Annotated in this window: 15 protein-coding genes; 8 read left to right on the top strand and 7 right to left on the bottom strand. The window is 62.0% G+C overall.

The genetic code is table 11. The features are described 5' to 3' along the window. Positions 1 to 18 precede the first annotated feature (18 nt). Positions 19 to 810, bottom strand: coding sequence for an ethanolamine ammonia-lyase subunit EutC (gene eutC, locus EVC45_RS03775; protein ID WP_129956699.1), 792 nt, complete (start codon positions 808 to 810; stop codon positions 19 to 21). After that, complete coding sequence (locus EVC45_RS03770) at positions 807 to 2,201, bottom strand: ethanolamine ammonia-lyase subunit EutB (RefSeq protein WP_129956698.1); 1,395 nt, start codon at positions 2,199 to 2,201, stop codon at positions 807 to 809. Before EVC45_RS03770 ends, eutC begins: the two co-directional genes overlap by 4 nt. Positions 2,202 to 2,508: 307 nt before the next feature. On the opposite strand from EVC45_RS03770, the gene EVC45_RS03765 reads away from it, so the two are divergent. Continuing rightward, positions 2,509 to 3,390: a GyrI-like domain-containing protein gene (locus EVC45_RS03765; protein ID WP_129956697.1), complete on the top strand. Its 882-nt coding sequence runs from the start codon at positions 2,509 to 2,511 to the stop codon at positions 3,388 to 3,390. 576 nt (positions 3,391 to 3,966) lie between these two features. Here the strand turns inward: EVC45_RS03765 and gyrB are convergent. The 3 genes from gyrB to dnaA form a co-directional block, all read right to left on the bottom strand. Further along, positions 3,967 to 6,438, bottom strand: a complete 2,472-nt coding sequence (gene gyrB / locus EVC45_RS03760; protein ID WP_129956696.1) for a DNA topoisomerase (ATP-hydrolyzing) subunit B — start codon at positions 6,436 to 6,438, stop codon at positions 3,967 to 3,969. A 114-nt stretch (positions 6,439 to 6,552) separates the two neighbouring features. Beyond that, positions 6,553 to 7,656, bottom strand: coding sequence for a DNA polymerase III subunit beta (gene dnaN / locus EVC45_RS03755; RefSeq protein ID WP_129956695.1), 1,104 nt, complete (start codon positions 7,654 to 7,656; stop codon positions 6,553 to 6,555). Between the two features lie 532 nt (positions 7,657 to 8,188). Beyond that, entirely contained in the window at positions 8,189 to 9,787 is a 1,599-nt protein-coding gene (gene dnaA / locus EVC45_RS03750; protein WP_248295022.1) for a chromosomal replication initiator protein DnaA, read from the bottom strand. Positions 9,788 to 10,170: 383 nt separating this feature from the next. Here dnaA and rpmH point away from each other — a divergent pair, with 383 nt between their 5' ends. The 4 genes from rpmH (at position 10,171) to yidC (ending at position 12,836) form a co-directional block, all read left to right on the top strand. Beyond that, a complete protein-coding gene (rpmH, locus tag EVC45_RS03745; protein WP_004198824.1) occupies positions 10,171 to 10,305 on the top strand; it encodes a 50S ribosomal protein L34 in 135 nt (44 codons plus the stop codon). A 19-nt stretch (positions 10,306 to 10,324) separates the two neighbouring features. After that, positions 10,325 to 10,804, top strand: coding sequence for a ribonuclease P protein component (locus EVC45_RS03740; protein ID WP_129956693.1), 480 nt, complete (start codon positions 10,325 to 10,327; stop codon positions 10,802 to 10,804). A gap of 112 nt (positions 10,805 to 10,916) precedes the next feature. Further along, positions 10,917 to 11,147, top strand: coding sequence for a membrane protein insertion efficiency factor YidD (yidD, locus tag EVC45_RS03735; protein WP_129956692.1), 231 nt, complete (start codon positions 10,917 to 10,919; stop codon positions 11,145 to 11,147). A 30-nt stretch (positions 11,148 to 11,177) separates the two neighbouring features. Continuing rightward, positions 11,178 to 12,836 (top strand): membrane protein insertase YidC, encoded by a 1,659-nt coding sequence (yidC, locus tag EVC45_RS03730; RefSeq protein ID WP_129956691.1) that lies wholly within the window; start codon positions 11,178 to 11,180, stop codon positions 12,834 to 12,836. A gap of 137 nt (positions 12,837 to 12,973) precedes the next feature. On the opposite strand, the gene EVC45_RS03725 is transcribed toward yidC, so the two are convergent. Continuing rightward, positions 12,974 to 13,381, bottom strand: a complete 408-nt coding sequence (locus tag EVC45_RS03725) for a helix-turn-helix transcriptional regulator (protein ID WP_129956690.1) — start codon at positions 13,379 to 13,381, stop codon at positions 12,974 to 12,976. 388 nt (positions 13,382 to 13,769) lie between these two features. Between EVC45_RS03725 and mnmE the strand changes: the two genes are divergently transcribed. The 3 genes from mnmE to EVC45_RS45395 all read left to right on the top strand — a co-directional run bounded on the left by mnmE (position 13,770) and on the right by EVC45_RS45395 (position 16,950). After that, positions 13,770 to 15,164 carry a tRNA uridine-5-carboxymethylaminomethyl(34) synthesis GTPase MnmE gene (gene mnmE, locus EVC45_RS03720; RefSeq protein WP_129956689.1) on the top strand — a complete coding sequence of 465 codons (1,395 nt, stop codon included), beginning with the start codon at positions 13,770 to 13,772 and terminating at the stop codon, positions 15,162 to 15,164. 187 nt (positions 15,165 to 15,351) lie between these two features. Beyond that, positions 15,352 to 16,542 carry an integrase arm-type DNA-binding domain-containing protein gene (locus tag EVC45_RS03715; RefSeq protein WP_129956688.1) on the top strand — a complete coding sequence of 397 codons (1,191 nt, stop codon included), beginning with the start codon at positions 15,352 to 15,354 and terminating at the stop codon, positions 16,540 to 16,542. A 246-nt stretch (positions 16,543 to 16,788) separates the two neighbouring features. Beyond that, on the top strand, positions 16,789 to 16,950 hold the full coding sequence (locus EVC45_RS45395) for a cytochrome c-type biogenesis protein CcmH (protein WP_136624672.1): 162 nt from the start codon (positions 16,789 to 16,791) through the stop codon (positions 16,948 to 16,950). Positions 16,951 to 17,047: 97 nt separating this feature from the next. Here EVC45_RS45395 and EVC45_RS03710 read toward each other — a convergent pair whose 3' ends face one another. Then, complete coding sequence (locus EVC45_RS03710) at positions 17,048 to 17,407, bottom strand: ecotin precursor (RefSeq protein WP_129956687.1); 360 nt, start codon at positions 17,405 to 17,407, stop codon at positions 17,048 to 17,050. Positions 17,408 to 17,474: the final 67 nt, after the last annotated feature.

Here is a 17,474-nt window from a genome sequence, read left to right as displayed (position 1 = left end):
TTGCTGTCGCGTTGCGTGCTACGTTGAGCCGTCGCTCACCGCAGGATGGGTTGGTGCGCCCGCCAGTAGCTCATCGCTGTCGTCTTTCAAACCTACGCCGGTAAGTTTGAGCTTCCTCGCCTGCGTGAGCAGATAGTGCAGCTTGTGCGCGGCCTGCGGATAGTCGAGTCCCTCGGGCCGCACGTTCGAAATGCAGTTGCGCTGGGCGTCGCTGCAACCCGCTTTCGGCGCGTACGTGATGTAGATGCCGAGGCTATCCGGTGAGCTCAGACCCGGCCGCTCGCCGATCAGCATCACGACGATTTTCGCGTCGAGCAATTCGCCGATCGCGTCGCCAAGCGCGACGCGCGCCTGACGCGCGATCACGACGGGGCCAATGGTCCAACCCGCGAGCTTGGGATGGATGGCTTGCAGCAACGGCACCGCTTGCTTCGACGCGGCAAATGCCGATAGACCATCGCCGATGACGAACAGCACATCGGTTGATTGTGCCGGCAGTTGCGCGAGCGCCGCGCGACTCTCATCCGACAGACGCCGCCCAAGATCAGGCCGCCGCAAATAATGCTCGCGATCCGGCGCGGCGCTATGCACGTCGAGCGTATTGAAACCTTGCGAGCGCAGCTGTGCGTGCAGCGGGTCCACATCGAGCGGATGGTGCACGGCGTCGCGCGCCTGCGCATGCGCGAGATTGAACGCGAGCAATGGCGCGGTCGGCAGGCTGTTGCCCGCACGGCCCAACGCGATGCGTGCCTGCGTAAACCGACGCAGCGCGTTCCACGGATCCTTATCGGGTGCGTCGTTCTCGCTCATGCGATCCCCATCCAGTCGCGCGCGCCTTCGAGCAGCGGTTGCCGTGTCGGTGCGCTGATCAGTGCGCCGCGTGCGTCGATGATCTGCATCGACTCCAGCCATTCCTCGAATTCGGGCGCGCGCCGTAAACCGAGCACGTCGCGCACGTACAGCGCATCGTGAAACGACGTGCTCTGATAGTTGAGCATCACGTCGTCCGCGCCCGGCACGCCCATGATGAAATTGATGCCCGCGACGCCGAGCAGCGTCAGCAGATTGTCCATGTCGTCCTGATCCGCTTCGGCATGATTCGTATAGCAGATATCGCAGCCCATCGGCACGCCGAGCAGCTTGCCGCAGAAGTGATCCTCGAGACCCGCGCGCATGATCTGCTTGCCGTCGTACAGATACTCGGGGCCGATGAAACCGACCACCGTGTTCACCAGGAACGGCTTGAACTTGCGTGCGACCGCATAGGCGCGCGCCTCGCAGGTCTGCTGGTCGACGCCGAAATGCGCATCCGCCGACAGCGCGCTGCCCTGTCCCGTTTCGAAATACATCAGATTGCTGCCGACGGTGCCACGTTGCAGCGACGACCCCGCCTCGTACGCTTCCCGAAGTAGCGCGAGCGAAATGCCGAAGCTCGCGTTCGCTTTCTCGGTGCCCGCGATCGACTGGAACACGAGATCGACCGGAGCGCCTTTTTCGATCGCGGCGATCGTGCTCGTCACATGCGTGAGGACGCACGACTGCGTCGGCAACTGATAGCGCTGACGGAATTCATCGATCATGTGGAGCAGCTTCGTGATCGCGGCGAGATTGTCGCTCGCGGGATTGATGCCGATCATTGCGTCGCCGCAGCCGTACATCAGGCCGTCGAGCATCGAGGCGGCGATGCCTTTGACGTCGTCGGTCGGGTGGTTCGGTTGCAGGCGTACGGACATGCGGCCCGGTAAACCGACCGTGTTGCGAAAGCGGGTGACGACCGGGCGTTTACGGGCGGCGGCGATCAGGTCCTGGTTGCGCATCAGCTTCGAGACCGCGGCAACCATTTCAGGCGTGAGGCCGTGGGTGATGCCGGTGAGTGCGTCGGTGTCGGTTGTGGCGCTGAGCAGCCAGTTGCGGAAATCGCCTACCGTCAGATGCGAGATTTCGGCGAAGGCTTGTGGCGAGTGATCGTCGATGATCAGGCGGGTGACTTCGTCGGTTTCGTAGGGGATCAGCGGATCGTTCAGGAACGTGCGCAGCGGCACCTGTGCCAGCGCCATTTTGGCGGCGACCCGCTCTTCTTCGCTCGTTGCCGCGACGCCTGCCAGTTGGTCGCCGGAGCGCTGCGGGCTCGCTTTGGCGAGCAGGGTCTTCAGGTCGGCGAAGCGGTAGGTGCGACTGCCGATCGACTCGGTATAGCTCATGTTTGCGGCTCCATCGCTTCGCGCGAACGCGGGTAGGAATGGGAACGGCGGTTAGTTGCTGCCTACTGCTTGCTGCTGATGGTGCGGGTTACACGATAGCGCCAAATTGAGGCAGCGTCACGTTGGGGGGCGGGGCTGCTTGTCGATTCGCGTTTGGCGCTCCCGCTTGCGCGCGTGATGTGGTCAACAAGCGCTTAATCCGCTTCTCGCGGACCGCGTTAAATCCGCAGGATTTGGTAAACGGCGCGCACGCCGTAGCGTGATACTTTGCTTGCATGCTCTCGCGCCAATTTTCTGCGGTCCAGCTATGAATGAATCAGACCATCGAGCTCGATATGAAACGCGACTCGCACGCGTGCTCGATCATATCTACGATCACCTCGACGACCCGCTCGATATCGGACGGCTTGCGGAGATTGCATGCCTGTCGCCGTACCACTGGCACCGGATTTATCAGGCGATGTACGGCGAGACGGTCGCGATGACGGTGCGCCGCTTACGGTTGCACCGCGCGGCGGGGTTTCTCGCGAACAGCTCGATGCCGATCGCTCTGATCGCCGAGCGTTCGGGGTATAGCAGTTTGCAGTCATTTTCGCGGACGTTTCGCGCGGTGTTTGGTGTGCCGCCGGCGCAGTATCGCAAGCAGGGCACGCAGAGCCGGTTTCGGCCGGCGCTTTCAGGAGAGGATCAGATGACGACGATTCGTGAGGTCGTGATTCGTTATGTGGAGCCGATGGAGATTCTGTCGGTCGATCATGTCGGGCCTTATATGCAGATCGGCAAGGCTTTTGATGCTTTGTTCGGGTGGCTTGCGAAACATAATCTGCTCGCGGCGCAGATGCGGATGATCGGCGTTTACTTCGATGATGCGGGGGTGGTCGAGGAGCAGGCGCTGCGGTCGAAGGCGGGGGTGCTGTTGCCGGGACCGGTGATGGCTGAAGTTGCTTCTGCCGTTGCGATGGATGGCGGGGTTTCTGTCACGCGTATACGCGGTGGGGAATATGCGGTGTTGCGGCATGTTGGGCCGTATAGCGACATGCGGGCGGCTTATGAGTGGTTGTACGGGACCTGGCTCGTGCAGTCTGGAAGAGAGGCGGCGGATGCGCCGGTGTTTGAGGAGTATTTGAATAGTCCCAAGGAGACTGCGCCTGCGGAGTTGATTACGGAGATCTGTTTGCCGTTGGGGTGAGGCGCGGGTGGCTGGGTGGGTGCTCGCTGCTTCTCCTTCTGAATGCTGCGATGTTGCTGTTGTCGTGTGCGTATACGTTGCGCGGGTTTTGGGTTGCTTCTCTGGTTTTTATAGTCTTTGTATATGTATACGTAGTAATAGTTAACAAGCGGCGCGTTCGGCTGTGGATAACTTGGAAGTTCGTTTACGGATCAACGCGCTGCGGAATCGATAACCCTTGGGAGCGCGGGCGGACAGGTTAACGGAGCCAGGGAGAACTTTTCGTCGGTCCGTTAACGCTTAGCGTTTGTCAAGGTTTCGCCCACAACGTGTTCGGCTGCTTTTACAAAGGTTGTCCAAAGGGGGATGTGGATAAGTGGCCTTGAGTGAAAGGCCACTAGAAGATCTCGTTGGCGGCAACTGAATGGTCGCGACCCGCGGATTTTCAAGCGCAGAGCATTCAGCGTCGGGGCTCGCAATCGAGGCTATGTCGCGAATGCGGGAAAGAAAAAACCCCGCAAGCCTTTACGGCTGCGGGGTTTCAGGACTTTATCGCACAACTTGATGAGATGCTCGGTCGAGCTTCGCACTACACCATTAAACGTCGATATTCCCCGCCCTAAGCGCATTCGACTCGATGAACGCCCTCCGCGGCTCGACATCATCCCCCATCAGCGTAGCAAAGATCCCATCAGCCGCAATGGCATCCTCGATCTGCACTCTCAGAAGACGGCGCACTTGCGGGTCCATAGTCGTCTCCCAAAGCTGCTCAGGATTCATTTCACCGAGGCCTTTATAGCGCTGCTTGGACATATTCCGCTCGGCATCAGCAAGCAGCCACTTCATCGCACTCTTGAAGTCGATGACGGCCATACTCCGCTCCCCACGCTTGATCACAGCGTTAGTGCCAATTAAACCCTTAAACGTATTAGCGGTAGTCACCAGCTGCTGATAATCCGCGGTCAACTGAAACTCTTCATCGATAACGGAAATCTTCTGATTGCCATGATGCGTCCGCGCGACGCGCAGCGAGCGCAATTCCCGCACGGGGTCATACATCGTGGTCACGGTGACATCAGGCTTTAGCGCATCATCCCGCAGCTTCGCTTCGAGAGCGCGAGCCGAAGCCTCGGCCGCCTGCTCGCTGGACAGATCGATAGCGACGCCATCCATCACGGCCTCGAGCGCACCAGCGTCATACAAGCGGCTCAAACGATCAACCACCGCCTGCGCCAACAGATAAGCCCGAGCCAACTCACCCAACGCATCCCCGGTAATCGGCGTCGCACCTTCAGAAGCCACCAACTCCGACCCCTGCAGCGCGAGCCGAAGAATATGAGCATTCACTTCCGACTCATCCTTCAGATACCGCTCGTCCTTCCCCGCCTTGATCTTGTACAGCGGCGGCTGCGCGATATAGATATACCCGCGCTCGATCATCTCCGGCATCTGCCGATAGAAGAACGTCAACAACAGCGTACGGATGTGCGCACCATCGACGTCAGCATCGGTCATGATGATGATGCGGTGATAACGCAGCTTGTCGAGGTTGTAGTCTTCCTTGCCGATCCCGCACCCAAGCGCGGTAATCAGCGTAACGATCTGCTCGGAAGAAAGCAGCTTGTCGTAGCGTGCTTTCTCGACGTTCAGCACCTTACCGCGCAGCGGCAAGATAGCCTGAAACTTCCGGTCACGCCCCTGCTTCGCCGAGCCACCCGCCGAGTCACCCTCGACGATATAGATCTCCGACTTCGCCGGATCCTTCTCCTGGCAATCCGCGAGCTTCCCAGGCAAACCAACGCCATCGAGCACGCCCTTGCGACGCGTCATCTCACGCGCCTTGCGCGCCGCATCGCGCGCACGCGCGGCATCGACGATCTTGCCGCAAATGATCTTCGCGTCGGCCGGCGTCTCGAGCAGGAATTCCTCGAGCGCCTTCGCGACCACTTCTTCCACCGGCGCGCGCACTTCCGACGACACCAGCTTGTCCTTCGTCTGCGAGCTGAACTTCGGCTCCGGCACCTTCACCGACAGCACGCACGACAGCCCTTCACGCATGTCGTCGCCCGACGTTTCGACCTTCGCCTTCTTCGCGACTTCGTGGTCGGCGATGTACTTGTTCAGCACGCGCGTCATCGCCGCGCGCAAACCGGTAAGGTGCGTGCCGCCGTCGCGCTGCGGAATGTTGTTGGTGAAGCACAGCACGTTTTCGTTGTAGCTGTCGTTCCACTGCATCGCTACTTCGACGCCCACACCTTCCTTCTCACCCATGATGTGGAAGATGTTCGGGTGCAGCACGGACTTGTTCTTGTTGATGTACTCGACAAAGCCCTTCACGCCGCCGACGAACGCAAAATCTTCTTCCTTGCCCGAGCGCTGATCCAGCAAACGAATCCGCACGCCGTTATTGAGGAACGAAAGCTCGCGAATCCGCTTCGCGAGAATGTCGTAGTGATATTCGACGTTGCCGAAAATCGTCTCATCGGCCATGAAATGCACTTCGGTGCCGCGGTTTTCGGTGTCGCCGACCACCTGCATCGGCGATGTGGTCACGCCGTCGATTACTTCGAGCACACGGTTCTGCGGCACGCCACGGTGGAATTCCATGAAGTGCTTCTTGCCGTCGCGGCGCACGGTCAGACGCAGCCACGCGGACAGCGCGTTCACGCACGACACGCCCACACCGTGCAAGCCGCCCGACACCTTGTAGCTGTTCTGGTCGAACTTGCCGCCGGCGTGCAGCTCGGTCATCACGATTTCAGCGGCGCTGCGCTTCGGATCGTGCTTGTCGTCCATCTTCAGGCCGGTCGGCACGCCGCGGCCGTTGTCGGTGATCGAGATCGAGTTGTCCGCGTGAATGATCACCTGGATGTCGTTGCAATGCCCGGCGAGCGCTTCGTCGATCGAGTTGTCGAGCACTTCGAACACGAGGTGGTGCAAACCGGTGCCATCCGATGTATCCCCGATGTACATCCCAGGCCGCTTGCGCACGGCTTCCAGACCTTCGAGGATCTGGATTGACGAGGCGCCGTAGCTGTTATCGGGCTGCGTATTGTTCGTTTCAGTCATGGATTTTTTCCGGTTCTGCGTTACTGCAAGGTTACTGCTCTGGACTTTTCAAAACGCCATAAAAACGCCAAAGGGGCGCTGCGCCCCTTGGTGTTCTTCTTGATGTTGGACGCGTCAGATGCGCATCGGCATCACCACGTACTTGAATTCGTCGTTCTCGGGAATCGTGATCAACGCGCTGGAGCTGGCGTCCCCCAGGCTCACCTGCAACATGTCGACCTTCAGGTTCGCGAGCACGTCGAGCAGATACGTGACGTTGAACCCGATATCGACGCTGTCGCCGTCGTACGCGATTTCCAGTTCTTCCTGCGCCTCTTCCTGATCGGCGTTGGTCGACATGATCTTCAACTGGCCCGGCTCGACGATGCAGCGCACGCCCTTGAACTTATCCGACGTCAGAATCGCCGCGCGTTGCAGCGAGCGCTGCAGTTCTTCGCGGCCAATCTGGAATTTGTTCTTGTGCGACTTCGGAATCACGCGCTGGAAGTCGGGGAACTTGCCTTCCACGAGCTTCGACACGAGTTCGACCTGGCCGAACGTGAACTTGACCTGCGTCTGCGCGATGTCGATCTTCAGCGTGTCGTCGATGTCTTCGAGCAGGCGCTGCAATTCGAGAATCGTCTTGCGCGGAATGATCACTTCCTGGCGCGCGAACGAGCCTTCGATCTTCATCGACGAAAACGCGAGACGGTGGCCGTCCGTCGCGACCGCCATCAGCTGATCGCCGTCCACCACCAGCAGCATGCCGTTCAGGTAGTAGCGGATGTCCTGCTGGGCCATCGAGAAATGGACCATGCCGAGCAGCTGGCGGAACGTCTTTTGCGGAACCACGAGGCTCGCGCCGTAGTCTTTAGCCTGAGCGACGGTCGGGAACTCGTCCGCGGCGAGCGTTTGCAGCGCAAAGCGGCTCTTGCCGGATTGCACGGTCAGGCGCTTGTCGTTCAGCGTCAGCGTGACCTGGCCGTCGGGCATCGCGCGCAGAATGTCGAGGAGCTTGCGCGCCGCCACCGTGGTCGCGACCGAATCGCCGCCCACACCGAAGTCGGCGCGCGTGGTGATCTGCAACTCGAGGTCAGTCGACAGGAACGATACGTCCGGACCGTTCTTGGTGATCAGCAAATTGGCGAGGATCGGCAACGTATGGCGGCGTTCGACGATGCCGCTCACGGTTTGCAGCGGCCTGAGGAGGTTATCGCGTTCGGTCTTGACCAGTTGCATAGGGTTCCTTCGTTGATATAACGGCCTGCACGCCTTGCAGGACAGGCTTTCCAGCGTGCAGCCGCAGCTCCCCGCCGGCGCCACGCAAGCGCCCGTCACGGCGTGAAATCCGCCCGCGGCCGCCGGGCGGTTAAACCTGTATTGTGCCTGAAAACGGGACCGCCTCACTAAATTGGGGGCGAGTTTGGGAATAAACAGGTCGATTTTGCGGAGCGGGGTCTCGGTCGCTGGCGGTTTGTTGCGCCGCTGCGCTGCGCGGCCGGTTCGCGGGCGGCCTTTTGCGCCAGGTCAGGCAGGTCAAGCCGTATCCTCGTCGCACTTTTCCCCGCGCTTCTACGCCACTCTCCGGCTGCTTACCGTCGTGCTCCTGTCATTACCCCGTCCGGGTCCCGCAGATGGACGCCGGTTGCTCGTTGGATGCCCCGTTTCCCAGCTTCCGGTGCTGGTGCGGCCCACTTGCAGCCGCTACCAATCACTTTCGCATTTCACTCCGCACCCGCGCGGTTCATAGTCGCGGGCACGGCCAGCCCGTTTAGCCCTTCAGCGTCTGCTCCAGCACGTGCAGTTCGTGATTCAGCTGCGCGTCCTTGCTGCGCTCGTCGGCGATCTTACGCACTGCGTGCAGCACCGTCGTGTGGTCGCGGCCGCCGAACAGCTCGCCGATTTCCGGCAGACTCTTCTGCGTCAATTCCTTCGCCAGGTACATCGCGATCTGCCGCGGCCGCGCGATGTTCGCCGGACGCTTCTTCGAATACATGTCCGCGACCTTGATGCTGTAAAAGTCGGCGACCGTCTTCTGGATGTTTTCAACCGAAATCTGCCGGTTCTGCACCGTCAACAGGTCTTTCAGCGCTTCCTTGGTCAGTTCGATCGTGATTTCGCGGCCGTGGAACTTCGAATACGCGAGGATCTTGCGCAGCGCGCCTTCGAGCTCGCGCACGTTCGAACGCAGATGCTTCGCGACGAAGAACGCGACGTCTTCGTTCAGGCTCACGAATTCCGATTGCGCCTTGCGCATCAGAATCGCAACGCGCATTTCGAGTTCGGGCGGCTCGATCGCCACCGTCAGGCCGGAGTCGAAGCGCGAGATCAGGCGGTCGTCGATACCCGAGATTTCCTTCGGATACGTATCGCTCGTGATGATCACCTGCGCCTTGTTCGCGACCAGTGCCTCGAACGCGTAGAAGAATTCCTCTTGTGTGCGCGACTTGCCCGAGAAGAACTGGATATCGTCGATCAGCAGCAGGTCGAGCGAGTGGTAGTAGCGCTTGAAGTCGTCGAACGCCTTGCGCTGGTACGCCTTCACGACGTCGGACACATACTGTTCCGCGTGGATGTAGCGAATCCGCGCGCCGGGTTTGTCCATCAGCAACTGATTGCCGATCGCGTGGATCAGGTGGGTCTTGCCGAGGCCCACGCCACCGTACAGGAACAGCGGGTTGTACGAGATGCCGGGGTTGTCGGCGACCTGGATCGCCGCGGCGCGCGCGAGCTGGTTCGCCTTACCGGTCACGAAGTTGTCGAAGGTCAGCACGGGATTCAGCTTCGAGCGCTCGTACATCGAGTCGTTCTCGCTGCTCGCCGCCGCGCCCGCGCCTTGGCCTGGACGCCACGTGCGGCGTCCGGCGGCGGCTTCGTTCGCGTCCAGGCTCGGCAGGTCGAGGTCTGCGGCGTCTTCGGCGGCGCTGCGTTGGTGCGCATTTTGCGCGGCGAGCGCCGCTGCCGCGGCCACGGGATTCGCGCGCGAGGCATGCGCGGCCTGCACGGCGCCGACAGCCGCATCTACGGCAGCGACGCCCCCGGCATTACCGCCATGCGGCGCGGGTGAAGCCGGGCGTGGCGACGACGGAGCCGGCGCCGCGGCCGCCGGGGCGCGCATGCCGGCCTTCGGATCCAGTACGAATTGCACGTCCACCGGCGTATGCCAGAAATCGCGGGCCATATCCGCGATGCGGCCGGAGAACTGGCTCTTGACCCAGTCGAGCTTGAAGCGGTTCGGCGCGGCAATGCTCAACGTATTCGCATCGGCGTCGAAGGCGACCGGGGCCAAGGGTTTGATCCACGTCACGTACTGCTGGGGCGTAAGCTCACGCTCCAGCAATGCGGAACAGTGTTGCCAGAATTCGTTCATCAAGTTGCTATCGTTATGGTGTGCACGGCGGTCGCCGCTGCCCCTGTCGCGCACGCGCAACAAGGCCCTGAGCAGCCAGGCGTAACGGCCCCAGGCGCTTGTGCCACAAGGGTCTGCGGGACAAACGTGCCGGAGCGACGTGCAACATTTTTGGGAAGTAAGGCGAGATTCTAACGCCAAAACGGACCCGAAAGTGAGTTATCCACAGGGACGGATCATCGAGTCCCATAAGCATCGGCTGCGCCGGAGGATGGCTAAAGTATTGACGGCCAACGGAAAACCAGTTTAAATAGCGGGTTCCGCGAAAACCAATTTCAGTGAACCACCGGCCATTGCGCTTTCAGCGATGATCGCGCGGTTTTTTTCGATCAAGTGAGAGCAACATGAAACGTACTTACCAACCTTCCGTTACCCGTCGCAAGCGCACCCACGGCTTCCGCGTTCGCATGAAGACCGCTGGCGGCCGCAAGGTCATCAACGCACGTCGCGCGAAGGGCCGCAAGCGCCTCGCGATCTAAGGCAAGCGGATTGCGCGCTGTGACCGAAGCCCGTGGCGAAGCGGGAGCGGCCGGGGCGCAGCAACCGGGCTCGGTTCCGTTGCGAGCGCAAGCCGCCTTCCCCAAAGCCGCAAGGCTGCTAAAAACGGATGAATTTTCATCCGTTTTTCGTTTGCGGCCGTGGCGCCGTACCGCGCACTTTGTCGTGTACGGCCGGCCCACCGGCAACGAGGCGCGTCTTGGCCTCGTGATCGGCAAGAAGTATGCGCCGCGCGCGGCGACGCGTAATCTGGTGCGTCGGATCGCGCGCGAGGCCTTCCGAGTGCGTCGCGCGGAATTCGGCGGTTGGGATGTGCTGCTGCGTCTACACACGCGTTTCGACAAAAAGGCTTTGCCGAGCGCGTCGTCACCGCCGTTGAAGGCGCTGTGCCGCAGCGAAATCGAAGCGTTGCTCGACAAGGCAGCGCGCGAAATTACCCGTCGTCAGGCGCCGCCCGCGGAGGCGCCCAGGACGGAATGACGCAGTGATCGCCCGCACCACGGTCGCCGCAACGGGCGTTGCGCCGGCAGCTTCAGGGCGCGGGCGTCGCTCGGTACTCCACGTTGCGCGGCGCCGTTCGGCCGCACCTGCCATGCAAACGGTACTCTTCGCTTTATTGCGTTTTTACAAGCTTGCCGTGAGCCCCATGCTCGGCAACCGGTGCCGTTTTTACCCTTCCTGCTCTGATTACGCGCGCGAGGCAATCCAGTATCATGGCGCCGCGCGCGGGACTTATCTCGCCGTGAGGCGTGTTTGCCGCTGCCACCCGCTTTCCGCGGGCGGCATCGATCTCGTCCCGCCACCCACCTCTGAAAAGCGCTGACGCGCCGTTCCATCGACACTGAGACAACGCATGGATATCAAACGCACCGTCCTATGGGTCATCTTTTTCATGTCAGCTGTCATGCTGTTCGACAACTGGCAACGCGACCACGGACGCCCGTCGATGTTCTTCCCGAGCACGACGCCGACCCAGACCGCCGGCAGCGCAGCGCCGGGTACCACGACGCCGGGCACCCAACCGGCCGATCTGCCGGCCACCAACGCGGCAGCGCCCGGCAACGCGCCGGCAGCCGCGCAATCGCAGCTCGTGAAGTTCGGCACCGACGTCTATAGCGGCGAAATCGACACCCGCGGCGGCACGCTGTCGCGCCTGTCGCTCGTCAAGCAGGGCGACGGCAAGCAGCCGGACCTCGTGATCACCCTGTTCGACAAGACGAACAATCACACGTATCTGGCTCGCACCGGCCTGCTCGGCGGCGATTTCCCGAATCACAACGACGTCTTCACGCTGATGCCGAACCAGCCGACCCAATTGGCTGACGGTCAGAACTCGTTCCAGATGAGCTTCGAGTCGCCGGAAAAGGGCGGCCTCAGGGTCATCAAGACGTATACGTTCACGCGCGGCAGCTACGTGATCGGCGTCGAGACGAAGGTCCAGAACGTCGGCACCACGCCGGTGACGCCGCAGGTCTATATGGAGCTCGTGCGCGACGACCAGCCGGTCGAAACGCCGCGCTTCTCGCACACGTTCATCGGACCGGCTGTCTACACGAACGAGCATCACTTCCAGAAGATGACGTTCAGCGATCTCGACAAGAACAAGGAGAACTTCGCGACGTCGGCCAACGACGGCTGGGTCGCGATGGTCCAGCACTACTTCGCGTCGGCATGGATTCCGCAGGAAGGCGTGAAGCGTGAGTTCTACGCCGAGAAGATCGATCCGTCGCTGTATCGCGTCGGCATGAAGCAGGCGATGCCGACCATCCAGCCGGGCCAGACCGTTAGCGTGTCCGCGCGTCTGTTCGCCGGTCCGGAAGAAGAGAAGATGCTCGCCGGCATCGCGCCGGGCCTCGATCTGGTGAAGGACTACGGCTGGGTCACGATCATCGCGAAGCCGCTGTTCTGGCTGCTGTCGAAGATCCACAGCTATGTCGGCAATTGGGGCTGGTCGATCGTGCTGCTCACGCTGCTGATCAAGGCAGTGTTCTTCCCGCTGTCGGCCGCGAGCTATAAGTCGATGGCGCGCATGAAGGCGATCACGCCGCGCATGCAAGCGCTGCGCGAGCGCTTCAAGGGCGATCCGCAGAAGATGAACGCGGCGCTGATGGAGCTGTACAAGACCGAGAAGGTCAATCCGTTCGGCGGTTGTCTGCCGGTCGTGATCCAGATTCCGGTGTTCATCTCGCTGTACTGGGTATTGCTGTCGTCTGTGGAAATGCGCGGCGCGCCGTGGATTCTGTGGATTCAGGATCTGTCGCAGCAGGACCCGTATTTCATCCTGCCGGTCCTGATGGCCGTGTCGATGTTCCTGCAGACCCGCTTGAACCCGACGCCGCCGGACCCGGTTCAGGCAAAGATGATGATGTTCATGCCGATCGCGTTCTCGGTGATGTTCTTCTTCTTCCCCGCGGGTCTCGTGCTGTACTACGTCGTGAACAACGTGCTGTCGATCGCGCAGCAGTACTACATCACGCGGATGATGGGCAGCTCAAAGGCGAAGCCGGCCTGATGTTCCGTCCCGCGGCGGCCCGCATGGCCGGCGCGGCGCAAGCTGAAAACGAAAAGCCGCCCGGTGCGAACCGGGCGGCTTTTTTTATGGTGCGGTGGAAGGAAATGCGGCCGGCCGCCGCGCTCATGTTGCGTCGCTCACTCCTCGTCGGAATCCTCGCCGTAAAAGCGCACGATCATTTCCTCGACCAGATTCCGGTCCTTCGGGGTCAACGATGCGATCTTGGAAGCGAGCTCGATCGTTTCCGGCGTCGGCGGATATTTTTCGCCGCGAGCCATCGGTCTTGCGCTGGCGCCGGGCGGCGGTCCGTAATGGAGCCAGTGCTCCTTGACGTTTAACCATTCGGCTAGCGTGCGCAACTTGTCCGGCTTCGGAATCGTCGTACCGGTCAGCCATTTGTGCGCGGTCTGTGGTGTCACGGGCCGCTCGCCGTGATAGCGAAGATTGAACTGCTCGGCGAGTTTGGTCCCGCCGCGAATTTTCAGCGGCTCGAGCAGTTCCTTCAGCCTCTTGGCGAAGGCGGCTTTTTCTTTGTCGGTTGGCATGGGCCAGATTGTGCGATTCAGCGTTCACCCAGTTGACAACCGGTCAAGCTTTGTTTTCTCCTATTTGAGATAGTTTTAGCTTGCAGCGCGCGCCCGGCAATGCGTTGCACGGATTCGTTTTTTTTCATCTCTCTATTGACTGGCCTGCCTTTGCCCGAACCGACGGCCCCGTCAAATCTCAATTGTTCTTAAGAATCGTAGTAACGATCCTAGCTTACTTAAGATAAATCTGAGTTGTTCGGATAGTAGGGCGAACCAGCGCGCCATCCGCTTCACATCCTTGCCGCCAACGCCGCCCCTTCCGCTCGAAGCGCGCGCGTTACAATGCCTCGCGCCGACTCGTCCGACGCGGCGCTGCCCTCCCCCTCGCGTTTTCGCCCGACTTCCCATGCTCACGACCGATTCCGATCCCATCGTTGCCATTGCTACCGCGCCCGGCCGGGGAGGCATCGGCGTCGTGCGGATTTCGTTCGGTCGCGCTGGCGCGGCCGCCGCCCAGCCGTTGATGCAGGCCCTCACCGGCCAGACGCTCGCGTCGCGTCACGCGAGCTACGTGCCGTTTCTCGATGCGAGCGGCAATCCGCTCGACCGCGGCATCGCGCTGTACTTCCCGGCGCCGCATTCGTACACCGGCGAGCACGTGCTCGAACTGCAAGGCCACGGCGGCCCGGTCGTGCTGCAGTTGGTCCTGCAGCGCTGTATCGACGCCGGCCGCGCGTTCGGCCTGCGGCTCGCCGAGCCCGGCGAGTTCACGCGTCGCGCGTTTCTGAACGACAAGCTCGACCTCGCGCAGGCCGAAGCCGTCGCCGATCTGATCGAGGCGAGCACCGAGGCCGCCGCGCGTTCGGCCGGCCGTTCGCTCGACGGCGCGTTCTCGCGCGACATCCACGCACTGGTCGAAGAAGTGATTACGCTGCGGATGCTGGTCGAAGCGACGCTCGACTTCCCGGAAGAGGAAATCGACTTTCTCGAGGCCGCCGACGCGCGCGGCAAGCTCGCGCGCATACGCGAGCGTCTCGCGCATGTGCTGAGCGAGGCGCGCCAGGGGGCGTTGTTGCGCGAGGGTTTGTCGGTCGTGCTGGCGGGGCAGCCGAACGTCGGCAAGTCGTCGTTACTGAACGCGCTCGCCGGCGCCGAGCTCGCGATCGTCACGCCGATCGCCGGCACCACGCGCGACAAGGTCGCGCAGACGATCCAGATCGAAGGCATTCCGCTGCACGTGATCGACACGGCCGGCTTGCGCGAAACCGAGGACGAGGTCGAGAAGATCGGCATCGAGCGCACGTGGGGCGAGATCGAGCGCGCGGACGTGGTGCTGCATCTGCTCGACGCGCGCACCGGCATGACGGCCGACGACGAAACGATCGCCGGACGCTTTCCGCACGGCGTGCCGGTCGTGCGCGTGCTGAACAAGACCGACCTGACCGGGCTCGCACCGGCGACCCAGGCACTCGACGCCGATCTGGAACTCAGCGAAGTGCGGCTGTCGGCGAAGAAGGGAGACGGCGTCTCGTTGCTGCGCGATGAGCTGTTGCGCATCGCCGGCTGGCAGGCGGGCGCGGAGAGCGTCTATCTCGCGCGCGAGCGGCACCTGATCGCGTTGCGCGCGGCCGACGAGCATTTGGCGACCGCTGCCGCGCATGCGGAGCAGAACGCGCAGGCGCTGGATCTGTTCGCCGAGGAATTGCGGCTCGCGCAGGATCAATTGAATTCGATCACGGGTGAGTTCAGTTCGGACGATCTGCTCGGAGTGATTTTCAGCCGATTCTGCATCGGCAAGTAACGCCGAACTTGCTCGTCGACGCGATCTCCCCGCCATTTTAATCTTTTTTGGTCGAATTGGCCGCGCGGCCGCGTAATGGAAAATCGCGCTCCGTCGACCAAAAACGCGGTAAATCTTAGGTACACAAACAGGCCTAAGGTTTAAAATCCCCGCTGTCCGAGCCTAACCGTACAGCGTCGCCAAAACCATGCCCCGCCTCGCCACCCCGCTGACCGAATCCGAGATCCGCGCGCTCGAACCCCGCGCGACCCGCTACTGCGTCGCCGACGGCAACGGCCTCGTGATCGAGGTCATGACGACCGGCACCAAGGTCTGGCGCTTCCGCTATACGTTGAACGGCAAGCGTCAGCCGCTCGCGACCATCGGCGATTACCGGATGATTTCGCTGCGCGTCGCGCGCGCGAAGGCGCAGCGGTACGCTGATCTCGTCGCGCAGGGCATCTCGCCGGTCGCGACCGCGCGGCGCGATCGGGGTGCCGAGAGCAAGGCCGACGTGCTGCGCGAAGCGGCCGAGCTTTATCTCGCGACGGCGCTGGCCGGCAAGTCGGACGAATATCGCCGCACCACGCGGCGCGCGCTCGACAAGGACGTGCTGCCGGCGATCGGCAACAAGCCGATCGGCGCGGTCACCGCCGACGACATCGTCGGGATCTGCGAGCGCATCAAAAGCCGCGGCTCGCCGAAAATGGCGCTGCATACGCGCAACGTCGTGAAGCGCCTGTACGCATACCTGATCGCACGGCAGCTCGCCACCGGCAACCCTGCGGAAGTCGTGCCGGCGCGCTCGATCGCAACCTTCGACAGCCGCACCCGCGTGCTGTCCGGCGCCGAGATCGGTGTCATGCTGCGCACGATCGACACGTCGAATATCCGCCGCCCGCTGAAGCTTGCGCTGCATCTTCTGGTGCTGACGATGGCGCGCAAGTCGGACCTCGTCGAATCGACATGGGCCGAGTTCGATCTCGACAACGCGCTATGGACGATCCCCGCCGCGCGCCTGAACGCGCGGGAGGACCGCGTCGTCCATCTGCCGCGTCAGGCGGTTGCGCTGCTGCGCGAGCTGCAGCGCGCCCGCGCCAGCGAAACGTTCGTATTCCCGAGCGTCAGGGGCAACGATCGGCCGATCGCCAAAAGCACGCTGAACCAGGCGGTCAAGGCATTGGGGCTCGACGTCGAGCATTTCGTGCTGCATGACTTTCGGCGCACCGCGTCGACGCATCTGCGCGACATGAAGCAGCAATCAGGCGCGGGGGGCGACATCGCGAATCGCGAAGCGACCGATGAAGCGGCGCCGCAGCGTCACATGCTTCAGAGTTGGGCAGACTTTGTCGATAGCCAGATGGAAGTCGCACGGCACACGGCGAACGGGACGGCTTGACGGCATCGTCATGGGTTTTGGCGCCATGTGACGCTTGCCTTCATACCGGAAACGGGATGGTACACAGGCTGATGCGACCTCGCCTCAGACTCAAGCAGACAAAGGAAAAATCATCAAGAAATAAGGTTTCCAACTCGGGCGCAAACGCGCCTTCTTCCGCTTCTCTCGACCATTTCACATCGTCGTTCTTTCCCCGCTTCCTTCGCCTACACTGAGAGATGGATGCAAGCCGATACGGAGGTTCCGATGCCTGAATCAATGCTCGCCTACCTGATGGGGCCCGCCGTCATGCTGGTGGTCGGCTTTGCCATCTGGATGATGTCGCGTCATCGCGACCCGTCCAAGCCGCCGAGGCTCGAGCGCTGGCTCGACACGCATTACTCGGAGTGGCTGCATCACAAGCATTAAGCGTGCTTCATACGGAAAAGGCCGTCGCATTGAGCGACGGCCTTTTTGTCTGCGCGTTGCCAGTCCGAATCACCCGCGCATCAGAGCCTGTCCGCGCTCACCACTGCGGCTCGGGTTGCGGCTGCGCGTAGCCGTACTGTCCGGGCGGCGGTGCGCCGCACGCGACATAGGCGCGCTGGTACTGGTCATAGCAATATCCGGGCGGCGGTGCCGCATAAGCCGGCGCGGGCTGATACGCGGGTTCGGCATAAACCGGCTGCTGATACGCAGGCTCCGCATAGACCGGCTGCGGATACGCGACCACGGGCGCCGGCGTCAATGCCGAGCTCACCACCGCGCCCAGCACCGCGCCGCCGATCAGCGCACCCACCACATCGCCGCCGTTTCCGTGCGCGGACGCCTGGCCCGCCACCGTCAAACTGCCCGCCATTACCAACGCCACTGCGATCTTTTTCATTTTGAGCTCCCGCCGTTCAGGCATAGACGAATTGTCGCCAACCCGGACGGAAATAGATGCTGCAGTT

The sequence above is a fragment of the Paraburkholderia sp. UYCP14C genome (assembly GCF_004197395.1).
GTDB lineage: Bacteria > Pseudomonadota > Gammaproteobacteria > Burkholderiales > Burkholderiaceae > Paraburkholderia.
The sequence above is the reverse complement of the archived record's forward strand: the minus strand, read 5'-3'. Positions and strand labels throughout refer to the sequence as shown.